We start from the raw sequence: 19,943 nt of genomic DNA, 5'->3' as shown, positions 1-19,943 counted from the left end.
TCCGGCTCCTTCTCTAGAGTGAGTTCAGGAACGCCAGCAACGCGGCGCGTTGCTCGGCATTGAAGGTCAAGACGTGCTGGCGCGCAGGCTCGGCTTCGCCGCCGTGCCAGAGCACGGCCTCGAGCAGGTTGCGGGCGCGCCCGTCATGCAGAAACTGGGTATGACCACTGACGGTCTGGTTCAGGCCGATGCCCCACAGCGGCGCGGTGCGCCAGTCCTGGCCACCGGCGGCGAATTCGCTGCGGTTGTCGGCCAGCCCCGGGCCCATGTCGTGCAGCAACAGGTCGCTGTAGGGGCGGATGGTCTGGTTGGCCAGCTCCGGTTCGGCGGCATTGGCCGAGGTGGTGAATGTGGGGGTGTGGCAGCCCTGGCAGCCGGCCTGGAAGAACAGGTTCTTGCCAGCCAGCACCTGGGGCGAATCGACGTCCTTGCGTACCGGCACCGCCAGGTTGCGGGTGTAGAACAGCACCAGGCGCAGGATATTGTCGCTGACCTCCTGCTCGCCATCGGCGCCGTTGCCATTGGGCTGGGCCAGGCAATCGAGCTGCGCCGGGGTGCAGTCGTCGCGCGGCACCAGGCTGCTGGTCAGGCCCATGTCGCTGGAGAACGCATGGGCATTCTGCTGGTTGAGGTTGGGTTGCCCGGCCTTCCAGCCGAAGCGGCCAAGTACCTGCTTGCCCTGGGCGTCGTCCCATACCAGGTTGGGCCGGCCACGAATGCCGTTGCCGTTGCGCCCCTCGGGGTCGGCGTTGGCCAGGATGGCCTCATCAGGGATGGCCTCGAGCAGGCCCAGGCCGATCATCGGCGGCGCGACGCGTGCCGAGAAGCGTGTGTCGGGGTGCATCGGGCCGTAGCCAAGCTGGGTGATCTGCAGCTGCGGCTTGCGCAGTTCGACCTGGGTGCCGTCCTTGAAGGTGACGTTCACCGGGGTGTAGCTGACCCGCACCTTGCCCTCGGGGGCCACGCCGGGCACGGCCATGTCCTGCAACTGCCCGCCATAGACCGGCTCGGGCACGATGCCCAGTTGCTCGATCACCTTGGCGTATTCGGGCTGGTCGGGGATCGACAGGCGCACCAGCATCGATACCGCGTTTTTGGCGCCCTCTGCGGGCGGGTGCCCGCGCCCGTCGCGAATATGACAGTTCTGGCAGGCGTTGGTGTTGAACAGCGGGCCCAGGCCATCGCGTGCGGTGGTGGTGGACGGGGCGATCACCCACGGGCTGCGGAAGAAGCTGTTGCCCACGCTGAAGTCCAGGCGCTGGCTCGGGGTGAGGTTGGCCGAGGGCATGGAGTAGGCGTTGCGGTCGCGCTTGTTCACGGTGGTGCTGCCACCGGCACGTGCCTCGCCAGGTTCGGCCTTGGTGAAACGCGGGGCGTCGTCACAGGCGCTCAGGGCCAGGGCCAGCAGCAGGGGAAGGGCGCGGTGAAGCGGAGCGGGCATCGAGAATCCTGAATGGCTAGCGTAAAACCGGCGTGCAAGCTTAGCAGGCGCGGGGGATATGAATAAGAGGGATTTGCGTTTGCTGGATGAAATCTGCTTCAGCTTCCAGCGAAGAGGTCCCACAAAAAAAGGCGACCCGAAGGCCGCCTCTGTTTCAGCACGCTACCACTCAGAACTCGTGGTCAGCGGTGTCCGGGTTCAGGTCGGTGATGCCCAGTTTGCCCGCAGCCTGTTCGATGGCACCGGTCTGCTTGACCAGCGCGGCGATGGCGTCACGCACGATCTGGTTGCCCGCAGCGTTGTCGGCAGCGATCAACTGGTCGTAGTGCTCACCCTTGAGGGCGTGGTCGACCATCACCTGGATCTTCGCCTCGGTGGCTTCCAGATCGGCCTTCAGGGTGTTGTCGGTGGCCGGATCGACCTTGGCCACCAGCGACGACAGGCTCGGGCCGCTCAGCTTGGTGCCGTCGGTGCGGGTGTACTCGCCCAGGTAGACGTTGCGGATGCCCTTGGCGTCGTAGAAGTGCGAGTAGTGGGTGTTGTCGCTGAAGCAGTCCTGCTCGTCCTCAGGCGAGTTGGCTTCCAGCGAGACCTTCATGCGCTCGCCCGCGAGTTCGCCCAGCGACAGGCTGCCCATGCCGAACAGCATCTTGCGCAGGCCGTTGGCGACAGGTTCTGCCTCCAGGGTGGCGCGATAGTTGTCGGCCACTGCCGGCTTCCAGTTGCCGACCATTTCTTCCAGGTCGTTGACCAGCAGCTGGGTCACGGCCTTGAGGTAGGCACGACGACGCTCGTTGTGACCGCCGGTGGCGCCTTCGCCTTGCAGGTAGTCCGAGGCAGGGCGGTTGCCGGCGCCCGGGCCGGTGCCGTTGAGGTCCTGGCCCCACAGCAGGAATTCGATGGCGTGGTAGCCGGTGGCGACGTTGGCTTCCGAACCGCCCAGCTCGTTCAGGCTGGCCAGCTTCTCGGGGGTCAGGTCCTTGACGTCGACCTTGTCTTCGCCCACCTGGATCTCGGTGTTGGCGATGATGTTGGCGGTGGCGGCCGGGTTGCCCAGGGCGTGTTCATAGCTCTTGTCGACGTAGTCGATCAGGCCTTCGTCCAGCGGCCAGGCGTTCACCTGACCTTCCCAGTCGTCGATGATGGTGTTGCCGAAGCGGAACACTTCGCTCTGCAGGTACGGTACACGGGCGGCTACCCAGGCAGTCCTGGCGGCGGCCAGGGTGTCGGCGTCGGGCTTGGCAAGGAAGGCATCGACTGCGGTCTGCAGGGTCTTGGCGGTGCTCAGCGAGTCGCTGTACACGGCATACACCATCTCGGCGTAGTGCTTGACCACCGCCTGGGCGGCGGCTTCGTCGACGGCCCCGGACGCCTGGGTGGTGCTGGCGGCAGCAGGTGCGGCGGCCTGTGGTGCGGCGGCCTTGTCCTTGTCATCGCCGCAGCCGGCGAGGGAGATGGCAATGGCCAGCAGACTGGCGGTGGCCAGAGGCATACGAATCATGGGCTATTCCTGCGTCGAGAGGTTGAACAGGCGTGCAGCCGCACGCAAAGGTGCAACATAATGCGAAAGATATGCATTTTCTGTAAAGAGGTTGCCACGTAAAAATTCAAATGCTGTTCACGCTGCCCTTGGCGGCAGCGTCACTCACAGAATCGATACCTGGTTGCGTTGCGCTGCTTTGAGGAAGGCGGTCAGCTCGCGTGCCGGCAGCGGCTTGCTGTAGTGGTAGCCCTGACCTTCATGACAGCCCTGGGCAATGATGTAGGCTTCCTGCTCGGCGGTTTCCACGCCCTCGGCGATCACCTGCATGCCCAGGCTCTTGCCCAGCTGGATGATCGCGCGAACGATGGTGGCGTCGTCGTCATCGTCGAGCAGGTCCTGCACGAAGCTCTTGTCGATCTTGATCTTGTCCAGCGGCAGCGACTTGAGGTAGCTGAGCGAGGAGTAGCCGGTGCCGAAGTCGTCGATCGCGATCAGCGCGCCGGAGCGGCGCAGGCTCAGCAGGTGCTGGGCGGCAGTGCTGATGTCTTCCATCAGGCCGGTCTCGGTCACTTCCAGTTCCAGGCTGCGCGGCGGCAGGCGGTAGATCTGCAGCAGGTTGTTGACCACCCGGGGCAGCTCGCTGTGGTGCAGTTGCACGGTCGACAGGTTGACTGCCATGCGCAGGTCGCTGAAGCCCTGGTCGTGCCATTCGCGCAGTTGCCGGCAGGCCTGGTCGAGCACCCATTCGCCGATCACGATGATGTTGCCGTTCTGTTCGGCCAGCGGTATGAACTGATCGGGCGGAACCATGCCCAGCTCCGGGTGCTGCCAGCGCAGCAGCGCCTCGACGCCCACCACGCGGTGGTCGCGGTAGCTGATCTGCGGTTGGTAAACCAGGTACAGCTGATTGCGCGGCAGGGCTTCGCGCAGGTCCTTTTCCAGCTCGCGGCGCCGGCGCATCTCGCTGTCGACGCTGGCGATGTAGAACTGATAGCGGTTGCGCGAACGGCTCTTGGCCAGGGTCATGGTCTGTTCGGCCTTTTGCAGCAGCTTCTCGGTGCTGTCGCCGTCTTCGGGGAACAGGGTGATGCCGATGGTGGCGCGCAGGCGGATCTCCTGATGGTCCAGGGCGAACGGCGCTTCCAGGTCATCGAGAATGCTCTGGGCCAGCTCGGCGGCCTCGTAGGGTTGTTCGATGTCGGCCTGCACCAGCGCGAACTGGTCGCCGCCCAGGCGGGCGAGGGCACCCAGGCGACCGCTGTGGGCACGCAGGCGGTCGGCCAGGGCCAGCAGCAACTGGTCGCCGGCCTGGTAGCTGAATTGTTCGTTGATGCCCTTGAAGTCGTCCAGGCCTACGCACAGCACCGCAACCCGGCGCTGCAGGCGCCCGGCATCGACCAGGATCTTGTCCAGTTGCTGTTGCAGTTGCTGGCGGTTGGGCAGGCCGGTGAGAAAGTCGTACTGGGCCATGCGCAGCAGGCTGTTCTCGGCCTCGTGGCGCAGGTGGGTATTGCGTTCGATGGACGCCAGCAGTTGGTTGGCGGTGTTCACCCACAGACCGAGTTCGTTCTTCTCGTGGCCCTTGAGCAGCGGCAGCTGATGCTGGCTGGGGCGGTCGGGGTTGATCTGAGTGAGGTTCTCGATGAGCTTGGACAGTGGCTTGGTCAGCAGCCAGTGATAGACCAGGTACAGCACCAGCCCCATGGCCAGGGCGCGGAGCACGCCGGCAATGAAGATGATCACCGAATTGACCACGAAGCCCTGGCCGTAGGCGCCGGTGTCGAGGGTGATGCTCAGGTCGCCGTAGTATTCGCTGTAGGGCGCGCGGCCGACGAGCTGGGTGGTGTAGGTGCGTTCCTGGCCGAGGATCAGGTCGGTGAGCCAGCGGGTCGGCAGTTCCTGCAGAGGGCGCGACTTTTCTGCCAGCATGGTTTCGTTGGGGTGACCGATGGAGGCCATGCGCACGGACTCATCCTGGAACAGCCCCTCGATGACCTGCATGCCCATTTCGCGGTCCAGGCTGTATACGGCCTGGGTGGAAGGGTCGCGGAACATGTCGAGGATTCGCTGGGCGTCGTTGGCGACAGCCTGGCGGGTCTTGTAGGCATCGAAGACGATCTGCGCACAGCTGAGTACCACGCCCACGGCCAGTGCCGAGAGCAGGACCACTCTGAGCAACTTGACCGACAAGCTGTTTTTGAGTTCCAGCTTCAATGGGGTTTCCTTAATCCATGCGCATGGCATCATTTTGCCATCATCTGTGGCAATCCACTATCGGCCGTTGGCAGGATTCATGATCCAGCGGTCACTGTATCGGTTGCCCGGCCTTGCGACTTGAGCGATGTACGACAAGTTTCCCAACGATTGATGTTAGCGCGGTATGGGGGGGCAGCAAGAGAGGGTGTTGGTGAAATTGGTTAAAAAAGGTTGGTGGGTGGGGTTTTGCTCTTTGCCGCTTTTTCGGCATAAAAAAACCCGGCCTGAGCCGGGTTTTTTCAGAAGCAGCACTTATGCAGTGAAGGTCTTGCCTTCGAACTGCTCAGCCACGAACTTCCAGTTGACCAGGTTCCAGAACGCCTCGACATACTTCGGACGCACGTTACGGTAGTCGATGTAGTAGGCATGCTCCCACACGTCGCAGGTCAGCAGCGGGGTGTCACCGCTGGTCAGCGGGTTGCCGGCACCGATGGTGCTGGCCAGCGCCAGGGAGCCGTCAGCTTTCTTGACCAGCCAGCCCCAACCGGAACCGAAGGTGCCAACCGACGTCTTGGTGAACTCTTCCTTGAACTTGTCGAACGAACCGAACGCGGCGTTGATGGCTTCAGCCAGCGAACCGGTAGGCTGGCCACCAGCGTTTGGCGCCAGGCAGTTCCAGTAGAAGGTGTGGTTCCAGACCTGAGCGGCGTTGTTGAAGATACCGCCCGAAGAAGTCTTGACGATCTCTTCCAGGGTCTTGCCTTCGAACTCGGTGCCTGGCACCAGGTTGTTCAGGTTCACGACGTAGGTGTTGTGGTGCTTGTCGTGGTGGTATTCCAGGGTTTCCTTGGAAATGTGCGGCTGCAGGGCATCGTGTGCGTAAGGCAGCGGCGGCAATTCAAAAGCCATGGTGATTCTCCTAATCAGGTCTGTTGCGGTGAGCGCAAGGCCGATCACGGGCGGCCGGAATGCATCGGCGAGTTTTTACTCTTTGCGACGCAGATTCGGGATCATAGCACCGGGCCCTGACCTAAACCACGCAACAAGTGTATGGAATAGAGGTTCCAGAGCCTTTGCCGACACCTGACGAACGGGTCAGCCCAGCGCCAGTTGCAACGCCACCGCAAACATCATCACCGCCACCATCAGGTCCAGCAGGCGCCAGGTGCCAGGCCGGGCCAGCCACGGCGCCAACCAGGCCGCACCCAGCGCCAGGGTGAAGAACCACAGCAGCGAGGCACTGGCCGCACCCGCCACGTAGGCACCTGGCACGCTTTGCTGCGCACCCAGTGAGCCGATCAGCAACACGGTATCCAGGTACACGTGGGGGTTGAGCAGGGTCACCGCCAGGGCACTGAGCAACACCGCGCGACGCGAACGCTGACCCAGGCCCTCGCCCTGCTCCAGGCTCTGGCTGGAGCAGGCGCGGATCAGCGCCTTGCTGCCATACCACAGCAGAAACACCACTCCACCCCAGCGCGCGACCGCCAGCAGGGTCGGGTTCTGCGCCAGCACCGTGGCCAGACCGAACACGCCAAGCGCCACCAGCACCGCATCACAGAACACGCACAGCGCCGCCACCGGCAGGTGGTGCTCACGGCGCAGGCTCTGCGCCAGCACGAAAGCGTTCTGGGTACCGATGGCCATGATCAGCCCGAAGGCGACCAGCAGGCCGTTGAGGTAGCTTTGCCACATGGGAGGTGCTCCGCGAAGCAGCCACACGGGCTGCCGAAAATACAGGGGGGATCGCTGGCTATTGTGCGGACAGTGGGCGTATAAGAAAAACCAATAAACCTCATCCGGCATTAGGGAAACTGATGTTCGACTACAAGTTGCTTTCCGCCCTGGCGGCGGTGATCGAGCAGGGCGGTTTCGAGCGGGGCGCACAGTTGCTCGGGCTGTCGCAATCGGCCATTTCGCAACGCATCAAGCTGCTGGAGGCGCGCGTTGGCCAGCCGGTGCTGGTACGCGCCGCGCCGCCAGCGCCCACCGAGATCGGCAAGCGCCTGCTCAACCATGTACAGCAGGTGAGACTGCTCGAGCGCGACCTGCAGCATCAGGTGCCGGCGCTGGACGATGGCGGCCAGCCCGAGCGTCTGCGGGTAGCGCTCAACGCCGACAGCCTGGCCACCTGGTGGGCGGCGGCGGTCGGGGCGTTCTGTGCGCAGGAGCGGGTGCTGCTGGAGCTGGTGGTGGAAGACCAGGAGGTGGGCCTCAAGCGCATGCGCGCCGGCGAAGTGGCGGCCTGCCTTTGCGCCAGCGAGCGACCGGTTGCCGGGGCGCGCAGCGAGCTGCTCGGCGCCATGCGCTACCGTGCGCTGGCCAGCCCCGACTTCATGGCGCGCCACTTTCCCCAGGGGGTAGAGGTGGCGCGCCTGGCCCGCACCCCGGCCGTGGTGTTCGGCCCGGACGATTTTCTGCAGCATCGCTACCTGGTGTCGCTGGGTATCGATGGTGCATTCCTGCATCACCTGTGCCCGTCTTCGGAGGGCTTTCTGCGCATGACCGAGGCCGGCGTGGGCTGGGGCCTGGTGCCCGAATTGCAGGCCCAGGCGCAACTGGCCAGCGGGCAGCTGGTGGAAATTCTGGCGGATAAGCCTATCGATGTGCCGCTGTACTGGCATCATTGGCGCAATGGCGGGCAATTGCTCGGCCAACTCACCGACCACCTGCGGCGCAGCGCCAGCAGTTGGTTGGTGCCGTGGTCGGGTTTGCCGGCGTCTGCATCATCTGCAAACAAGTAGGCGGAGTGCTTCATGCGAATTCTGGTCACCGGCGCAAGCGGCTTCATTGGCGGGCGCTTTGCACGCTTTGCCCTGGAGCAGGGCATGGAGGTACGGGTCAATGGCCGGCGGGCCGAAGGCGTCGAGCACCTGGTGCGCCGCGGCGCCCAGTTCATTCCGGGGGACCTGGGCGACCCGGAGTTGGCCCGGCGGGTCTGCCAGGGCGTCGAAACCGTGGTGCACTGCGCCGGTGCGGTGGGCAACTGGGGACGCTACCAGGACTTTCACCAGGGCAACGTGGTGGTCACCGAGAACGTGGTGGAGGCGTGCCTGAAGGAACACGTTCGTCGCCTGGTGCACCTGTCCTCGCCGTCGATCTACTGGAACGGGCGCTCGCGCCTGGGGGTGACCGAAGAGCAGGTGCCGCGGCGCCTGCACGATGCCTACGCGACCACCAAGTACCTGGCCGAGCAGAAGGTTTTCGGTGCCCAGGAGTTCGGCCTGGAAGTGCTGGCCCTGCGCCCGCGCTTCGTCACCGGGGCAGGGGATGTGAGCATCTTCCCGCGCCTGCTCAAGATGCAGCAGAAACGCCGTCTGGCGATCATCGGCAACGGCTTGAACAAGGTCGACTTCACCAGCGTGCAGAACCTCAACGAGGCGCTGATCAACGCGGTGCTGGCCGGCAACGACGCGCTTGGGCAGGCCTACAACATCAGCAACGGCCACCCGCTGCCGCTGTGGGACGTGATCAACTACGTGATGCGGCGCATGGACCTGCCCCAGGTCACGCGCTACCGCTCCAGTGGCCTGGCCTACAGCCTGGGCGCGCTGAACGAGGGGGCCTGCCTGCTGTGGCCGGGCCGTCCGCAACCGACCCTGTCGCGCCTGGCGGTGCAGGTGATGAACAAGGATTTCACCCTGGACATCAGCCGCGCCCGCCAGCAACTGGACTACCGCCCGCAGGTCAGCCTGTGGGCGGCGCTGGATGAATTCTGCGGCTGGTGGAAGGCCCAGCACGGCGGCCACTGACTTATACTGGCGCTCATTTGCACTCACGGCGGTTGATCCATGCGCAACGATGCTCACGACGATTTCGATGATGTACCCAGCCTCAAGGCCGGCGGTCGCGATGATGACGACTTTGCCCCGTCGCCAGGTGCACGGGTGGCCGCCGTGCGCGGCAAACCGCGCAAGCCGGCGGCCACCGGGCCGTTGTGGGCGCTGGTGGGCGCTTCGTTCATCGCCCTGGCGGGGCTTGGCTGGTGGAGCTTCCAGCAGATTTCGCTGATGGAGCAGCAACTGGTGGCCACCCAGGAAAGCTTTGCGCGCATCAGTGAAGAAGCTGCCGGGCGCCTGCAGGACATCAGCGGCAAGGTGGCGGCCAGCGAGTCGAGCGTCAGCACCGGCAGCGAGGCACTGAAGCTGCAGATAAAGCAGTTGCAGGCCAGCCTCGCCGAGCAGAGCAAGCAGCAGCAGGGCGTAGCCGGGCAGCAGGGTGACCTGGGCAAGCGGCTGGAGCAGGCCCTGGCGCAGGTTGGCGAGCAGCAGGCAACCAATGCCCAGTTGCAGGCGCAACTCAAGGCCGTGGCCACGGAGCTGGCAGCGGTGAAGGCGGCGCAGGCTGATACCGGCAAGGTCGATGCGCAGCTCAAGAGCCTGTCGACGGAGATTGCCGCATTGAAGAAGCAGGGGGATCCGGGGGCGGCGATCCAGCGCCTGGAACAGGACCTGATCGTGCTCAAGAGCGAGCAGGAGAATCGCCCGGCGGTGGCTGCCGGGGCGGGTGCCTCGACGGCGGAGTTCGATGCGTTTCGCGGGCAGGTGACCCGCAACCTCACTACCTTGCAGAGCCAGGTGCAGAACCTGCAGCGGCAGATCAACGCCAAGCCCTGATCCGCTGTGAACCTATCGCGGGTCAAGCCCGCTCCCACCGGTACAGTGGCTGTCTGCAGACCACCGATACCCTTGTGGGAGCGGGCTTGACCCGCGACAGAGCCGACGCTTACATCACCGGGTAATCGATGTACCCGACCGGGCCCTTGGAGTAGAACGTGTCAGGCCGTGGCTCGTTCAGCGGTGCATCCGCTTGCAGCCGTGCCGGCAGGTCGGGGTTGGCAATGAACGGCACGCCGAAGGCCACCGCATCGGCCGTGCCGTTGGCAATGGCAGCATTCGCACTGGCCTTGTCGAAGCGTTCGTTGGCGATGTACGGCCCGCCAAACGCCTCTTTGAGCAACGGCCCGATGCTGTCTTCGGCCACTCGCTCACGCGCACAGATGAAGGCGATGCCACGTTTGCCGAGCTCCCGCGCCACGTAGGTGAACGTCTCGGTCAGGTTGGCATCGCCCATGTCGTGCAGGTCGGCCCGTGGCGACAGGTGCACGCCCACGCGCTGCGCGCCCCACACGTCGATGAGCGCATCGGTCGCTTCCAGCAGCAGCCGTGCACGGTTCTCCAGCGAGCCACCGTATTCGTCGGTGCGCTGGTTGGTGCTGCTCTGCAGGAACTGGTCGATCAGGTAGCCGTTGGCCGCATGCAGCTCCACACCGTCGAAGCCGGCCGCCTTGGCGTTCTCGGCACCGACGCGGTAGGCCTCGATGATGTCGGCGATTTCCTCGGTTTCCAGCGCGCGCGGGGTGACGAATTCGGTGATCGGGCGCACCAGGCTCACATGCCCCTTGGGCTGCACCGCGCTCGGCGCAACCGGCGTTTCGCCGTTCAGGTACAGCGGGTGCGAGATGCGTCCCACGTGCCACAGTTGCAGGAAGATGCGCCCGCCAGCACCGTGCAGCGCCTTGGTCACGTTGGTCCAGCCACGCACCTGGTCGTTGCTCCAGATGCCCGGTGTGTCGGGGTAGCCCACGCCCAGCGGGGTCACCGAGGTGGCCTCGCTGAGAATCAGCCCGGCGCTGGCGCGCTGTACGTAGTACTCGGCCATCAGCGCGTTGGGTACGCGGCCTTCGTCGGCCCGGCAGCGGGTCAGCGGGGCCATGATGATGCGGTTGGGCAACTCGAGGTCGCCAAGGGTGATCGGGTCGAATAGCGTTGTCATGTGCGTGAACCTCGTGGCAATCAGTGAGTGGCAGGTGCCAGGTCGGCGTTGTTGCCGCCCTGGCTGAATGTGATAAGGGTGACGATCAGGGCCAGCACGGCCAGCGCCGCTGCCGCCAGGGGCACGCGGGTCAGGCCCAGGCCCTGGTCGATCACGGTGCCGCCGACCCAGGCGCCCAGCGCATTGCCCAGGTTGAAGGCACCGATGTTCAGGGTCGACACCAGGTTTGGTGCCGCTCTGCCGAAGCTCACCACGTTGACCTGCAGGGCCGGCACGGCGGCGAATGCGGCGGTGGCCCAGAGGAACAGGGTGATCTCGGCCGGAATCAGCGCGGTACTGGTCCAGCTCAGCGCGGTGGAGATGACCGCCATGGCGGCGAACACGCCCATCAGGGTGGCAGCCAGCCGACGATCGGCCAGCTTGCCGCCCAGGATGTTGCCCAGGGTCAGGCCCAGGCCGATCAGCAGCAGGGTCCAGGTCACACCGCGCGGCGACACGCCGGTGACATCACCCAGCAACGGCGCCACATAGGTGAACAGGGCGAACATCGAGGCCGAGAACAGCACGGTCATCGACAGCGACAGCCAGATACCGGCGCCCTTGAGCGCAGCCAGCTCGGCACGCATGTCGAGTTTCTCTTCGTCGCGCTTGATCGGCAGGAAGCGGATCAGGCCGATCAGCGCGATCACGCCGATCACGGTCACTGCCCAGAACGTCGAGCGCCAGCCGTACACCTGGCCCAGCGCGGTACCCAGTGGCACGCCCAGCACGTTGGCCAGGGTCAGGCCGGTGAACATCAGCGCCACGGCCGAGGCGCGGCGGTTGGCCGGAACCAGGTTGGCCGCCACCACCGAACCGATACCGAAGAAGGCGCCGTGGCACAGCGCGGTGATCACGCGGGCAAACATCAGCACGTTGTAGTCGGTGGCCAGGGCGCACAGCAGGTTGCCGATGATGAATACCCCCATCAGCGCCACCAGTGCGGCCTTGCGCGGCAGCCGGGCGGTGGCCAGGGCCATGAACGGCGCGCCGATGGCCACGCCCAGCGCGTAGCCGGTCACCAGCCAGCCGGCACCGGGGATCGACACACCCAGGTCGCTTGCCACATCCGGCAGCAGGCCCATGATGACGAACTCGGTGGTACCGATGGCGAAGGCGCTCAGCGCCAGGATCAACAGCGAAAGGGGCATTGCAAGGTCCTTGTCAGAGCTCTTGGCTCATCTGCTGGAGGAAGGCCTGGATGGTTTCCTCGTTGCGTTTGAAGAAGTGCCACTGGCCTATCTTCTGGCTGCTGATCAGCCCCGCGCGCTGCAAGGTGGCCAGGTGGGCCGAGACCGTGGACTGCGACAGGCCGCAGCGTTGGTCGATCTGCCCGGCGCACACACCGTGTTCGGTGCTGTGGTGCTGGTCAGGGAAGCAGGCTTGCGGGTCTTTCAACCAGTTCAGGATTTCTCGCCGTACTGGGTGGGCCAGGGCTTTTATTATTTCGTCGAGATCAAGAGGCATGGGTGGGCTCGTGGTGGGTATAGCGTTATATCGCGATGGGGCGAAATATAAATCGGTATTTCGCGATATACAAATATGATTTGGTTCTGGCGTGCGCATGAATCGCTATATCGGGTTATAACGATATTCAAGCGGGCAAGCGGTGCTAGACTGCGGCCTATGAACTACCTCGCACACCTTCACCTGGGCGGCCAGCAGCCCGAACAACTGCTCGGAAGCCTGTACGGCGACTTCGTCAAGGGGCCGTTGCAGGGGCGCTTTGCCCAGCCGCTGGAAGCCGCCATCCGCCTGCACCGCCAGATCGATGTGTACACCGACAGCCACCCGCGGGTACTGGCGGCGCTGGCGCGTTTTCCGCGCGAGCGGCGCCGTTATGCCGGGATCATCCTCGATGTGTTTTTCGACCACTGCCTGGCGCTGCACTGGCACGACTATGCCCGGCAGCCGCTGAGCCAGTTCACCGGGCGCGTGTACCAGGTGCTGGCGGCCGAGCCCGAGCTGCCCGGGCGCCTGGCGCAGATTGCGCCGTACATGGCGGCGGACGACTGGTTGGGCTCGTACCGCGAGTTCGCGGTGCTTGAACAGGTGTTCAACGGTATCGCCCGGCGCCTGTCACGCCCCGAGGGTATGGCAGGCGCGATGCAGGAGGTACAGGCGCTGTACGGCCCGCTGATGGAAGACTTTCGCCACTTCTACCCCGAACTGCAGGGCTTTGCGGCCGACGCTCAGGCCGCCTTGGCGCGGCGCTGAGGCTGGGCCACCGGCTGGGAGCCGAACAGCGCCGTGTGGATCGCCAGCTGGGCATTGAACGCCAGTGCTGCACGTTCCTGGCCGGCGCTCTGGATGGGCGCCAGCAGGTGGATCTGCACCTCGCCACAGTCGTGGGCAAACAGGCGCAGCAGGTGCGAGAGCAGGTCGTCATCGCCCACGAACGGCGCGATGGGGTCGAGCTTGCCGCTCCGCAGGTAGCGTACGGCCACCGGTTGCACGGGCGTGGCGGTGTCGATCGCGCTGGCCAGCAGGCGCCCGTGGAAGGTGCGCAGGCTGCGCCCGTCGGTGGTGGTGCCTTCGGGGAAGATCAGCACCGGGCAGGCCTGTTGCAGGTGCCGCGCGATCTGCTGGCGCAGCAACTGGCTGTCGCCGCCACCGCGGCGGATGAACAGGGTGCCGGCCTTGAGCGCGAGCCAGCCGGCTACCGGCCACTGGCGCACCTCGGCCTTGGACAGGAACGACATCGGCGCGAGCATGCCCAGCAGCGGGATGTCGGTCCACGACACGTGGTTGCTGACCCACAGCATCGGTTGCTGCGGGCGGTTGCCGATCACCGTGACCTTGAACGGCAAGGCCCGGGCAAGCCGGGCCATGAACAGTTGCGACCAGCGCTGGCGGCGGTCGTCGTGAGTACTCAGGTGCAGGCGCTCGTACAGGCTGAACAGGCTGGCCATGCCCAGCCCGAACATCACCACCAGCAGCACCCGGACGATTCGCGCATACACGCGCAGGCGTTGCATCACACCGCCGCCTTGAAGTGGCGGGCGTAGCGTGGGCACAGCTCGTCGCGCTTGAGCAGGATGAACACGTCGGCCACCTGGAAGTCTTCGTCCCAGCACGGCTCGCCGCAGATCTTGGCGCCCAGGCGCATGTAGGCCTTGAGCAGCGGCGGCATCTCGGCGATGACGTTGCCGGGCAGTGCCAGGCTGGGCAGCGGGTTCTTCGGTTCGGCGCGCAGGTGCTCGGTGCACAGGTAGCGCTCGCGCAGGCGTTGCATGATCGCGTGGGCCTGCACGCCGCCGTCCTGCATGGGGATGCTGGCGCAACCCATCAGGTAGCTGTAGCGGCCCTCGTTGAGTACCTCGGCAAGCTCGCCCCACAGCACCGCGATGGTGCCGCCGTTGCGGTAGGCCGGGTCGACGCAGGTGCGCCCCAGTTCAAGGATGGGGCCCTGCAGATGGCCCAGGCCATGCAGGCTGAACTCCTCTTCGCTGTAGAAGCGCCCCAGGCTGCTGGCGGCCTGGTGGTCGAGCAGGCGGGTGGTGGCCACCAGGTGCCCGCTGTTGAGGTCGCGTACGCCGATGTGCTGGCAGTGGATGTCGTAGTCGTCCATGTCCAGCCCGTGTTCGGCGCCTTTGAGCCTGGCCTTGAATTCGCTGCTGAACACGCGAAAGCGCAATGCCTGGGCTTCGTGCAGCGCCGCGGGGCCGACCAGGCGCTCGGCCTGCAGACGGCGTTCGTTACGGGTGTCGCCAGGGCATGCAGTCAGGGTCATTGCGAGTCTCCATAAGCCAGCCATGGGGTTGCGGCCGGTCGACTATGTTGTGCAAGCTCAGCCTAGGTAGACGCGGTGTCACCCCCATGAAGCTTTGGTGATGCTTGTATGACAGCCCTCAAGGAGCACGCCGATGGCCTGGCTGCAGCGACTCAACGACCCCATTCCGCCCTTGGCAACCGGTAACCTGGGCGACACCTACGCCAGCCTGCTGGAGCAGCTGGGCACGGTCAGCCCGTTCGAGCTGGCAGTGCTGGGCGGGCAAGCCATGCCGACCCCGGGGCTGGCGTTTCTGGTGGGCTACCAGGCCGCCTTGCGCGTGCTGTGGCCCAGCGCCCCGGCGGGCCTCGGCGCCCTGTGTGCGAGTGAGCGGCGCAGCGTGCGCGCCGCCGACATGGGCATGCGCCTGGCGCTCGACACGCTGCGCCTGAGCGGCAGCAAGGACTTCGTCACCGCCGGGCCGGACGCCGACTGGCTGCTGGTGGCGGCGCGCTGCGAAGCACCGGGCCAGGCGCCTCGGCTGAGCCTGGCGGTGGTGTACCCGGGGGAGCCGGGTGTGCGCGTGGAGCCCTTGCCGAGCCTGCCGTTGATGCCTGAGGTCGGGCATGCCCGCCTGCACCTTGAACAGGCCCTGTGCGAACGCCTGGCCGGTGACGGCTGGGATGCCTACGTCAAGCCGTTCCGCTCGCTGGAAGACCTGTACGTGCTCAGCGCCCTGAGCGCCTGGCTGTACGGGGTAGGCCGCGCCAATGCCTGGCCGCAGGGGCTTTTGCTGCGCCTGATCGGGCTGCTGGCCGGGTGTGCCGAAGGCAGCCGGCAATGCGCCGATTCGGCGGCGTTCCACCTGTTGCTGGGCGGCCTGTTCGCGCAGTTCTCGCAACTGAGCGGCGAGCTCGACCAGGCGCTGACGAGCACGCCGGGGCCCTGGGCCGAGCTGTGGCAGCGCGACCAGGGCATCCTGCAGATCGCCAGCGCGGCGCGGGCCAGGCGCCTGGCCAAGGCATGGGCCGGCAGCGGGCTGGCCTGAAGTTGCCGGGCTGCCCGCATGGCCACAGGCTGTCGCTTGCTGCCGTGCGGGCAGGCGGGTAATGTTGGCGGCTTTACGCTTTCAGGAACCTGCATGTTCAGCCTGCCCCGAATCGCTCTCGCCCTGCTGGCCCTGGCGAGCCTGCCTGCCCAGGCCAACTGGCACCTGGACGGCGAATCGTCGCGCCTGTCGTTCATCACCAGCAAGAACGGCAACGTGTCCGAGGTGCATCGCTTTCTGGTGCTGCATGGCAAGGTCGATCGCAAGGGTGCGGCCGAGCTGCAGATCGAGATGGACTCGGTCAGCAGCGGCATCCCGCTGCGTGACGAGCGCATGCGCAACGACCTGTTCGAGGTGGCCAAATACCCCGACGCGACCATCCAGGCGCAGATCGACCTGCGTCCGATCAACGACCTGGCCAACGGTGCCCAGGTCGAACTGCGCCTGCCGGTGACCGTCAACCTGCACGGCAAGACCCACAGCTACAACGCGCAGCTGCTCGCCACCCGGCTCGACGAGCGGCGTTTCCAGGTGGTGACCCTGGAGCCGCTGGTACTGAGCGCCGATCACTTCGACCTGCTGCCCGGCCTCAAGACGTTGCAGAAGCTCGCCGGGCTGCAGTCGATCAACCTGTCGGTGCCGGTGGGTGCGGTACTGATCTTCACGGCGCGCTGAAATGGCCGGGCCGGTGTTTCCATGGCGTGCCGGCAACCAGTTCGAACTGCTGATCGACGGCCCGCAGTTCTTCCCGCGCATGCTGCAGACGATCATGGGTGCCGAGCACCAGGTCGACCTGGAGCTGTACCTGGTCGAGGCCGGGGCGTGTGCCGAGGCCATGGTGCAGGCGCTGGTGCAGGCCGCCGAGCGCGGCGTGCGGGTACGCTGCCTGTTCGATGACTACGGCTCGCTGGCCTTTACCTTGAGCCTGCGTCAGCGCCTGCTGGGCGCCGGCGTTGAGTTGCGCTGGTACAACCGCCTGCGTTGGCGCCGGGGGCTGCGCAACCTGTACCGCGACCACCGCAAGCTGCTGCTGGTGGACCAGGCCTGGGCGGTGGTCGGCGGTACCGGGGTCACTGACCAGTTCTGGACACCGGGCGAGCCGGTCAGCGAATGGCACGAGGTGATGGTGCAGATGCAGGGGCCGCTGGTGGCCGACTGGCAGATGCTGTTCGATCGCCAGTGGCGTTCCAACCTGCGCCGCACCGCGTGGCGCCCACCCACCCATTTCGGCCTGGCGCACCTGCCGCGGGTGCCGGTTGCAGGCCCGGGCCTGGGCCGGGTGGCCTATGCCGACGCCCGCCAGCACCGCGACATCCTGCAGTCGCTGGTGCGCGCGCTGATCAGCGGCAAGCGTCGTATCTGGCTGGCCACGCCGTATTTTCTGCCCACCTGGAAGGTGCGCCGGGCTTTGCGCCGCGCGGCCGCGCTGGGCATCGATGTGCGCCTGCTGCTGACCGGCCCGCGTACCGACCATCCTTCGGTACGCTATGCCGGTCATCGCTATTACCCGCGCCTGCTGCGGGCAGGGGTGAAGATATTCGAATACCAGCCATGCTTCCTGCACCTGAAGATGGTGCTGGTGGACGACTGGGTGAGCATTGGCTCATGCAATTTCGACCACTGGAACCTGCGTTTCAACCTTGAGGCCAACGTCGAGGCCATCGACCCGCAACTGACCGCCGACGTGGTGGCGAGCTTCGAGCGCGACTTTGCCCTGAGCCGCCAGGTCGACCTGGACGACTGGCAGGCGCGGCCGCTGTGGCGGCGTGTGAAACAGCGTATCTGGGGCTGGCTGGACCGGGTGGTGGTCAACCTGCTGGACCGGCGCGACTGAGGTTCTTTCGATTTTCCCCCGCATCAGAAGGAGTTGACGAAATGGCAGCGAAAAAGATTCTCATGCTGGTCGGCGATTACGTCGAAGACTATGAAGTGATGGTGCCGTTCCAGGCGCTGCAGATGGTTGGCCACACGGTGCATGCGGTGTGCCCGGGCAAGTCGGCCGGGCAGTCGGTACGTACCGCCATCCATGACTTCGAGGGCGACCAGACCTACAGCGAGAAGCCGGGGCACAACTTTGGCCTGAACTTCGATTTCGCCCAGGTGCGTGCCGAAGACTACGACGCGCTGGTGATCCCGGGCGGGCGTGCGCCGGAGTACCTGCGCCTGAATGAAGAGGTGCTGCAATTGGTGCGCGCCATCGACCAGGCGGGCAAGCCGATTGCGGCGGTGTGCCATGGGGCGCAACTGCTGGCGGCGGCCGGGGTGCTGGAGGGGCGCGAGTGCAGTGCGTACCCGGCGTGTGCGCCGGAGGTGCGCCTGGCAGGTGGGCGTTACGTCGAGATCGAGGTGACGGCGGCGCATGTGCAGGGCAACCTGGCCAGTGCGCCGGCCTGGCCTGCGCACCCGGCGTGGCTGGCGGGGTTCCTGGGGTTGCTGGGTACGCGCATTACCCTCTGAAAGCCTTCGCTGGCGTGCCGGCGAAGAGGCCGGTACAGGCAACAAAAAAGCGGCAAGGGATCACTCCCTTGCCGCTTTCAGCTTTCAGCTTGTAGCGCTGGCGCTTACTTCACTTCCACTGCCAGGCTTTGCGCGATCTTGTTCTGCCACAGCGCAGGCCCGGTGATGTGCACCGACTCGCCCTTGCTGTCGACCGCAACGGTCACCGGCATGTCTTTCACGTCGAACTCGTAGATCGCTTCCATCCCCAGTTCGGCAAATGCCAGCACCTTGGATTTCTTGATCGCCTGAGCCACCAGGTAGGCAGCGCCACCCACGGCCATCAGGTACACGGCCTTGTTGTCCTTGATCGCGTCGATGGCGGTCGGGCCGCGCTCGGACTTGCCGATCATGCCCAGCAGGCCGGTCTGCTCCAGGATCTGACGGGTGAACTTGTCCATCCGCGTTGCGGTGGTCGGGCCTGCCGGGCCAACCACTTCTTCGCGCACCGGATCAACCGGGCCGACGTAGTAGATGAAGCGGCCCTTGAGGTCCACTGGCAGCTCTTCGCCACGGTTGAGCATCTCGACCATGCGCTTGTGCGCGGCGTCGCGGCCGGTCAGCATCTTGCCGTTGAGCAGGATGGTCTCGCCCGGCTTCCAGCTTTGCACGTCTTCCGGGGTCAGGGTGTCGAGGTTGACGCGACGGGCCGACGGGCCGGCTTCCCAGACGATTTCCGGGTAGGCGTCCAGCGACGGTGCTTCCAGCTCTGCAGGGCCGGAACCATCGAGCACGAAGTGCGCGTGACGGGTGGCTGCGCAGTTGGGGATCATGCACACCGGCAGCGAGGCTGCGTGGGTCGGGTAGTCCATGATCTTGACGTCGAGCACGGTGGTCAGGCCGCCCAGGCCCTGGGCGCCGATGCCCAGCTGGTTGACCTTCTCGAACAGTTCCAGGCGGATCTCTTCGATGCGGTTCTGCGGGCCACGGGCCTTGAGCTCGTGGATGTCGATGGACTCCATCAACACTTCCTTGGCCATCACCGCGGCCTTCTCGGCAGTACCGCCGATACCGATGCCGAGCATGCCCGGCGGGCACCAGCCGGCGCCCATGGTCGGAACGGTCTTGAGCACCCAGTCGACGATCGAGTCGGACGGGTTGAGCATGGCCATCTTCGACTTGTTTTCCGAACCGCCGCCCTTGGCCGCGACATCCACCTCGACCTTGTCGCCAGGGACGATCGAGTAGTGGATCACGGCCGGGGTGTTGTCCTTGGTGTTCTTGCGGGCACCTGCCGGGTCGGCCAGGATCGAGGCGCGCAGCACGTTCTCGGGCAGGTTGTAGGCGCGACGCACGCCTTCGTTGATCATGTCGTCCAGGCTCATGGTCGCGCCATCCCAGCGCACGTCCATGCCGACGCGCACGAACACGGTGACGATACCGGTGTCCTGGCAGATCGGCCGGTGGCCGGTGGCGCACATGCGCGAGTTGATCAGGATCTGCGCGATGGAGTCGCGCGCAGCCGGCGACTCTTCACGCAGGTAGGCCTCGTGCATGGCCTGGATGAAATCGACGGGGTGGTAGTACGAAATGAACTGCAGGGCGTCGGCAACGCTCTGAATCAGGTCGTCTTGCTTGATCACGGTCATGCAGCGCGCTCCTCTTAAAGACGGGAACATTCATTAAGGTATCGCGACGTTCACGGGCCGAGGCGTCGCAATGACCTTTCAAGGCGCGCCGACACGCAGTGGCCGACGCAAAAAGGCGCGGCAGTATAGCGCGCATCGCCTGCCGGTACACGCGCCAGTGCGGC

The 19,943-nt window shown here is 65.5% G+C and carries 19 protein-coding genes; 8 read left to right on the top strand and 11 right to left on the bottom strand.

All coding sequences use genetic code 11. The features are described 5' to 3' along the window. Positions 1 to 13 precede the first annotated feature (13 nt). From N0B28_RS21205 to N0B28_RS21185, 5 genes are all read right to left on the bottom strand, one after another. Positions 14 to 1,441: a di-heme oxidoredictase family protein gene (locus N0B28_RS21205; protein WP_078479535.1), complete on the bottom strand. Its 1,428-nt coding sequence runs from the start codon at positions 1,439 to 1,441 to the stop codon at positions 14 to 16. A 169-nt stretch (positions 1,442 to 1,610) separates the two neighbouring features. Beyond that, the gene (locus tag N0B28_RS21200) at positions 1,611 to 2,942 is read right to left on the bottom strand and encodes an imelysin family protein (protein WP_043862102.1); all 1,332 of its coding nucleotides are present in this window, start codon (positions 2,940 to 2,942) and stop codon (positions 1,611 to 1,613) included. A gap of 144 nt (positions 2,943 to 3,086) precedes the next feature. Further along, entirely contained in the window at positions 3,087 to 5,138 is a 2,052-nt protein-coding gene (locus N0B28_RS21195) for a bifunctional diguanylate cyclase/phosphodiesterase (protein ID WP_054914822.1), read from the bottom strand. Positions 5,139 to 5,432: 294 nt separating this feature from the next. Next, positions 5,433 to 6,029 carry a Fe-Mn family superoxide dismutase gene (locus tag N0B28_RS21190; protein WP_054914821.1) on the bottom strand — a complete coding sequence of 199 codons (597 nt, stop codon included), beginning with the start codon at positions 6,027 to 6,029 and terminating at the stop codon, positions 5,433 to 5,435. A gap of 186 nt (positions 6,030 to 6,215) precedes the next feature. Further along, complete coding sequence (locus N0B28_RS21185) at positions 6,216 to 6,815, bottom strand: LysE/ArgO family amino acid transporter (protein ID WP_043862105.1); 600 nt, start codon at positions 6,813 to 6,815, stop codon at positions 6,216 to 6,218. 122 nt (positions 6,816 to 6,937) lie between these two features. Between N0B28_RS21185 and N0B28_RS21180 the strand changes: the two genes are divergently transcribed. Genes N0B28_RS21180 through N0B28_RS21170 form a run of 3 tightly spaced genes read left to right on the top strand, consistent with a single transcriptional unit; the run spans position 6,938 to position 9,736 of the window. Beyond that, positions 6,938 to 7,864, top strand: a complete 927-nt coding sequence (locus N0B28_RS21180; RefSeq protein ID WP_043862106.1) for a LysR family transcriptional regulator ArgP — start codon at positions 6,938 to 6,940, stop codon at positions 7,862 to 7,864. Between the two features lie 12 nt (positions 7,865 to 7,876). Continuing rightward, positions 7,877 to 8,872 (top strand): NAD-dependent epimerase/dehydratase family protein, encoded by a 996-nt coding sequence (locus N0B28_RS21175; RefSeq protein ID WP_058540892.1) that lies wholly within the window; start codon positions 7,877 to 7,879, stop codon positions 8,870 to 8,872. A gap of 39 nt (positions 8,873 to 8,911) precedes the next feature. Beyond that, complete coding sequence (locus tag N0B28_RS21170) at positions 8,912 to 9,736, top strand: ATPase (RefSeq protein ID WP_254996598.1); 825 nt, start codon at positions 8,912 to 8,914, stop codon at positions 9,734 to 9,736. Positions 9,737 to 9,845: 109 nt separating this feature from the next. Here N0B28_RS21170 and N0B28_RS21165 read toward each other — a convergent pair whose 3' ends face one another. Genes N0B28_RS21165 through N0B28_RS21155 form a run of 3 tightly spaced genes read right to left on the bottom strand, consistent with a single transcriptional unit; the run spans position 9,846 to position 12,401 of the window. Beyond that, a complete protein-coding gene (locus tag N0B28_RS21165; protein ID WP_043862109.1) occupies positions 9,846 to 10,895 on the bottom strand; it encodes an alkene reductase in 1,050 nt (349 codons plus the stop codon). Positions 10,896 to 10,915: 20 nt separating this feature from the next. Further along, positions 10,916 to 12,085, bottom strand: a complete 1,170-nt coding sequence (locus N0B28_RS21160) for an MFS transporter (RefSeq protein ID WP_210014209.1) — start codon at positions 12,083 to 12,085, stop codon at positions 10,916 to 10,918. A 13-nt stretch (positions 12,086 to 12,098) separates the two neighbouring features. Further along, positions 12,099 to 12,401, bottom strand: coding sequence for a helix-turn-helix transcriptional regulator (locus N0B28_RS21155; protein WP_043862111.1), 303 nt, complete (start codon positions 12,399 to 12,401; stop codon positions 12,099 to 12,101). A gap of 159 nt (positions 12,402 to 12,560) precedes the next feature. On the opposite strand from N0B28_RS21155, the gene N0B28_RS21150 reads away from it, so the two are divergent. After that, on the top strand, positions 12,561 to 13,151 hold the full coding sequence (locus N0B28_RS21150; RefSeq protein ID WP_043862112.1) for an ACP phosphodiesterase: 591 nt from the start codon (positions 12,561 to 12,563) through the stop codon (positions 13,149 to 13,151). Here N0B28_RS21150 and N0B28_RS21145 read toward each other — a convergent pair. Both N0B28_RS21145 and olsB read right to left on the bottom strand, forming a co-directional pair. Beyond that, complete coding sequence (locus N0B28_RS21145; protein WP_275728560.1) at positions 13,127 to 13,912, bottom strand: lysophospholipid acyltransferase family protein; 786 nt, start codon at positions 13,910 to 13,912, stop codon at positions 13,127 to 13,129. The genes N0B28_RS21150 and N0B28_RS21145 overlap by 25 nt on opposite strands. Next, the gene (gene olsB, locus N0B28_RS21140; protein ID WP_043862114.1) at positions 13,912 to 14,667 is read right to left on the bottom strand and encodes an L-ornithine N(alpha)-acyltransferase; all 756 of its coding nucleotides are present in this window, start codon (positions 14,665 to 14,667) and stop codon (positions 13,912 to 13,914) included. Before olsB ends, N0B28_RS21145 begins: the two co-directional genes overlap by 1 nt. A 133-nt stretch (positions 14,668 to 14,800) precedes the next feature. On the opposite strand from olsB, the gene N0B28_RS21135 reads away from it, so the two are divergent. From N0B28_RS21135 to N0B28_RS21120, 4 genes are all read left to right on the top strand, one after another. Continuing rightward, on the top strand, positions 14,801 to 15,694 hold the full coding sequence (locus N0B28_RS21135; RefSeq protein ID WP_043862115.1) for an acyl-CoA dehydrogenase family protein: 894 nt from the start codon (positions 14,801 to 14,803) through the stop codon (positions 15,692 to 15,694). 93 nt (positions 15,695 to 15,787) lie between these two features. Further along, complete coding sequence (locus N0B28_RS21130) at positions 15,788 to 16,369, top strand: YceI family protein (protein WP_043862116.1); 582 nt, start codon at positions 15,788 to 15,790, stop codon at positions 16,367 to 16,369. Between the two features lies 1 nt (position 16,370). Continuing rightward, on the top strand, positions 16,371 to 17,528 hold the full coding sequence (locus N0B28_RS21125; protein WP_054914815.1) for a phosphatidylserine/phosphatidylglycerophosphate/cardiolipin synthase family protein: 1,158 nt from the start codon (positions 16,371 to 16,373) through the stop codon (positions 17,526 to 17,528). A gap of 41 nt (positions 17,529 to 17,569) precedes the next feature. Beyond that, complete coding sequence (locus N0B28_RS21120) at positions 17,570 to 18,151, top strand: DJ-1/PfpI family protein (RefSeq protein WP_043862118.1); 582 nt, start codon at positions 17,570 to 17,572, stop codon at positions 18,149 to 18,151. Between the two features lie 104 nt (positions 18,152 to 18,255). Here the strand turns inward: N0B28_RS21120 and N0B28_RS21115 are convergent, their stop codons facing one another. Further along, entirely contained in the window at positions 18,256 to 19,779 is a 1,524-nt protein-coding gene (locus N0B28_RS21115) for a fumarate hydratase (protein ID WP_275728554.1), read from the bottom strand. Between the last annotated feature and the right edge of the window lie 164 nt (positions 19,780 to 19,943).

This window comes from Pseudomonas sp. SD17-1 (assembly GCF_029201585.1).
Taxonomy (GTDB): Bacteria; Pseudomonadota; Gammaproteobacteria; order Pseudomonadales; family Pseudomonadaceae; genus Aquipseudomonas; species Aquipseudomonas palmensis.
The sequence above is the reverse complement of the archived record's forward strand: the minus strand, read 5'-3'. Positions and strand labels throughout refer to the sequence as shown.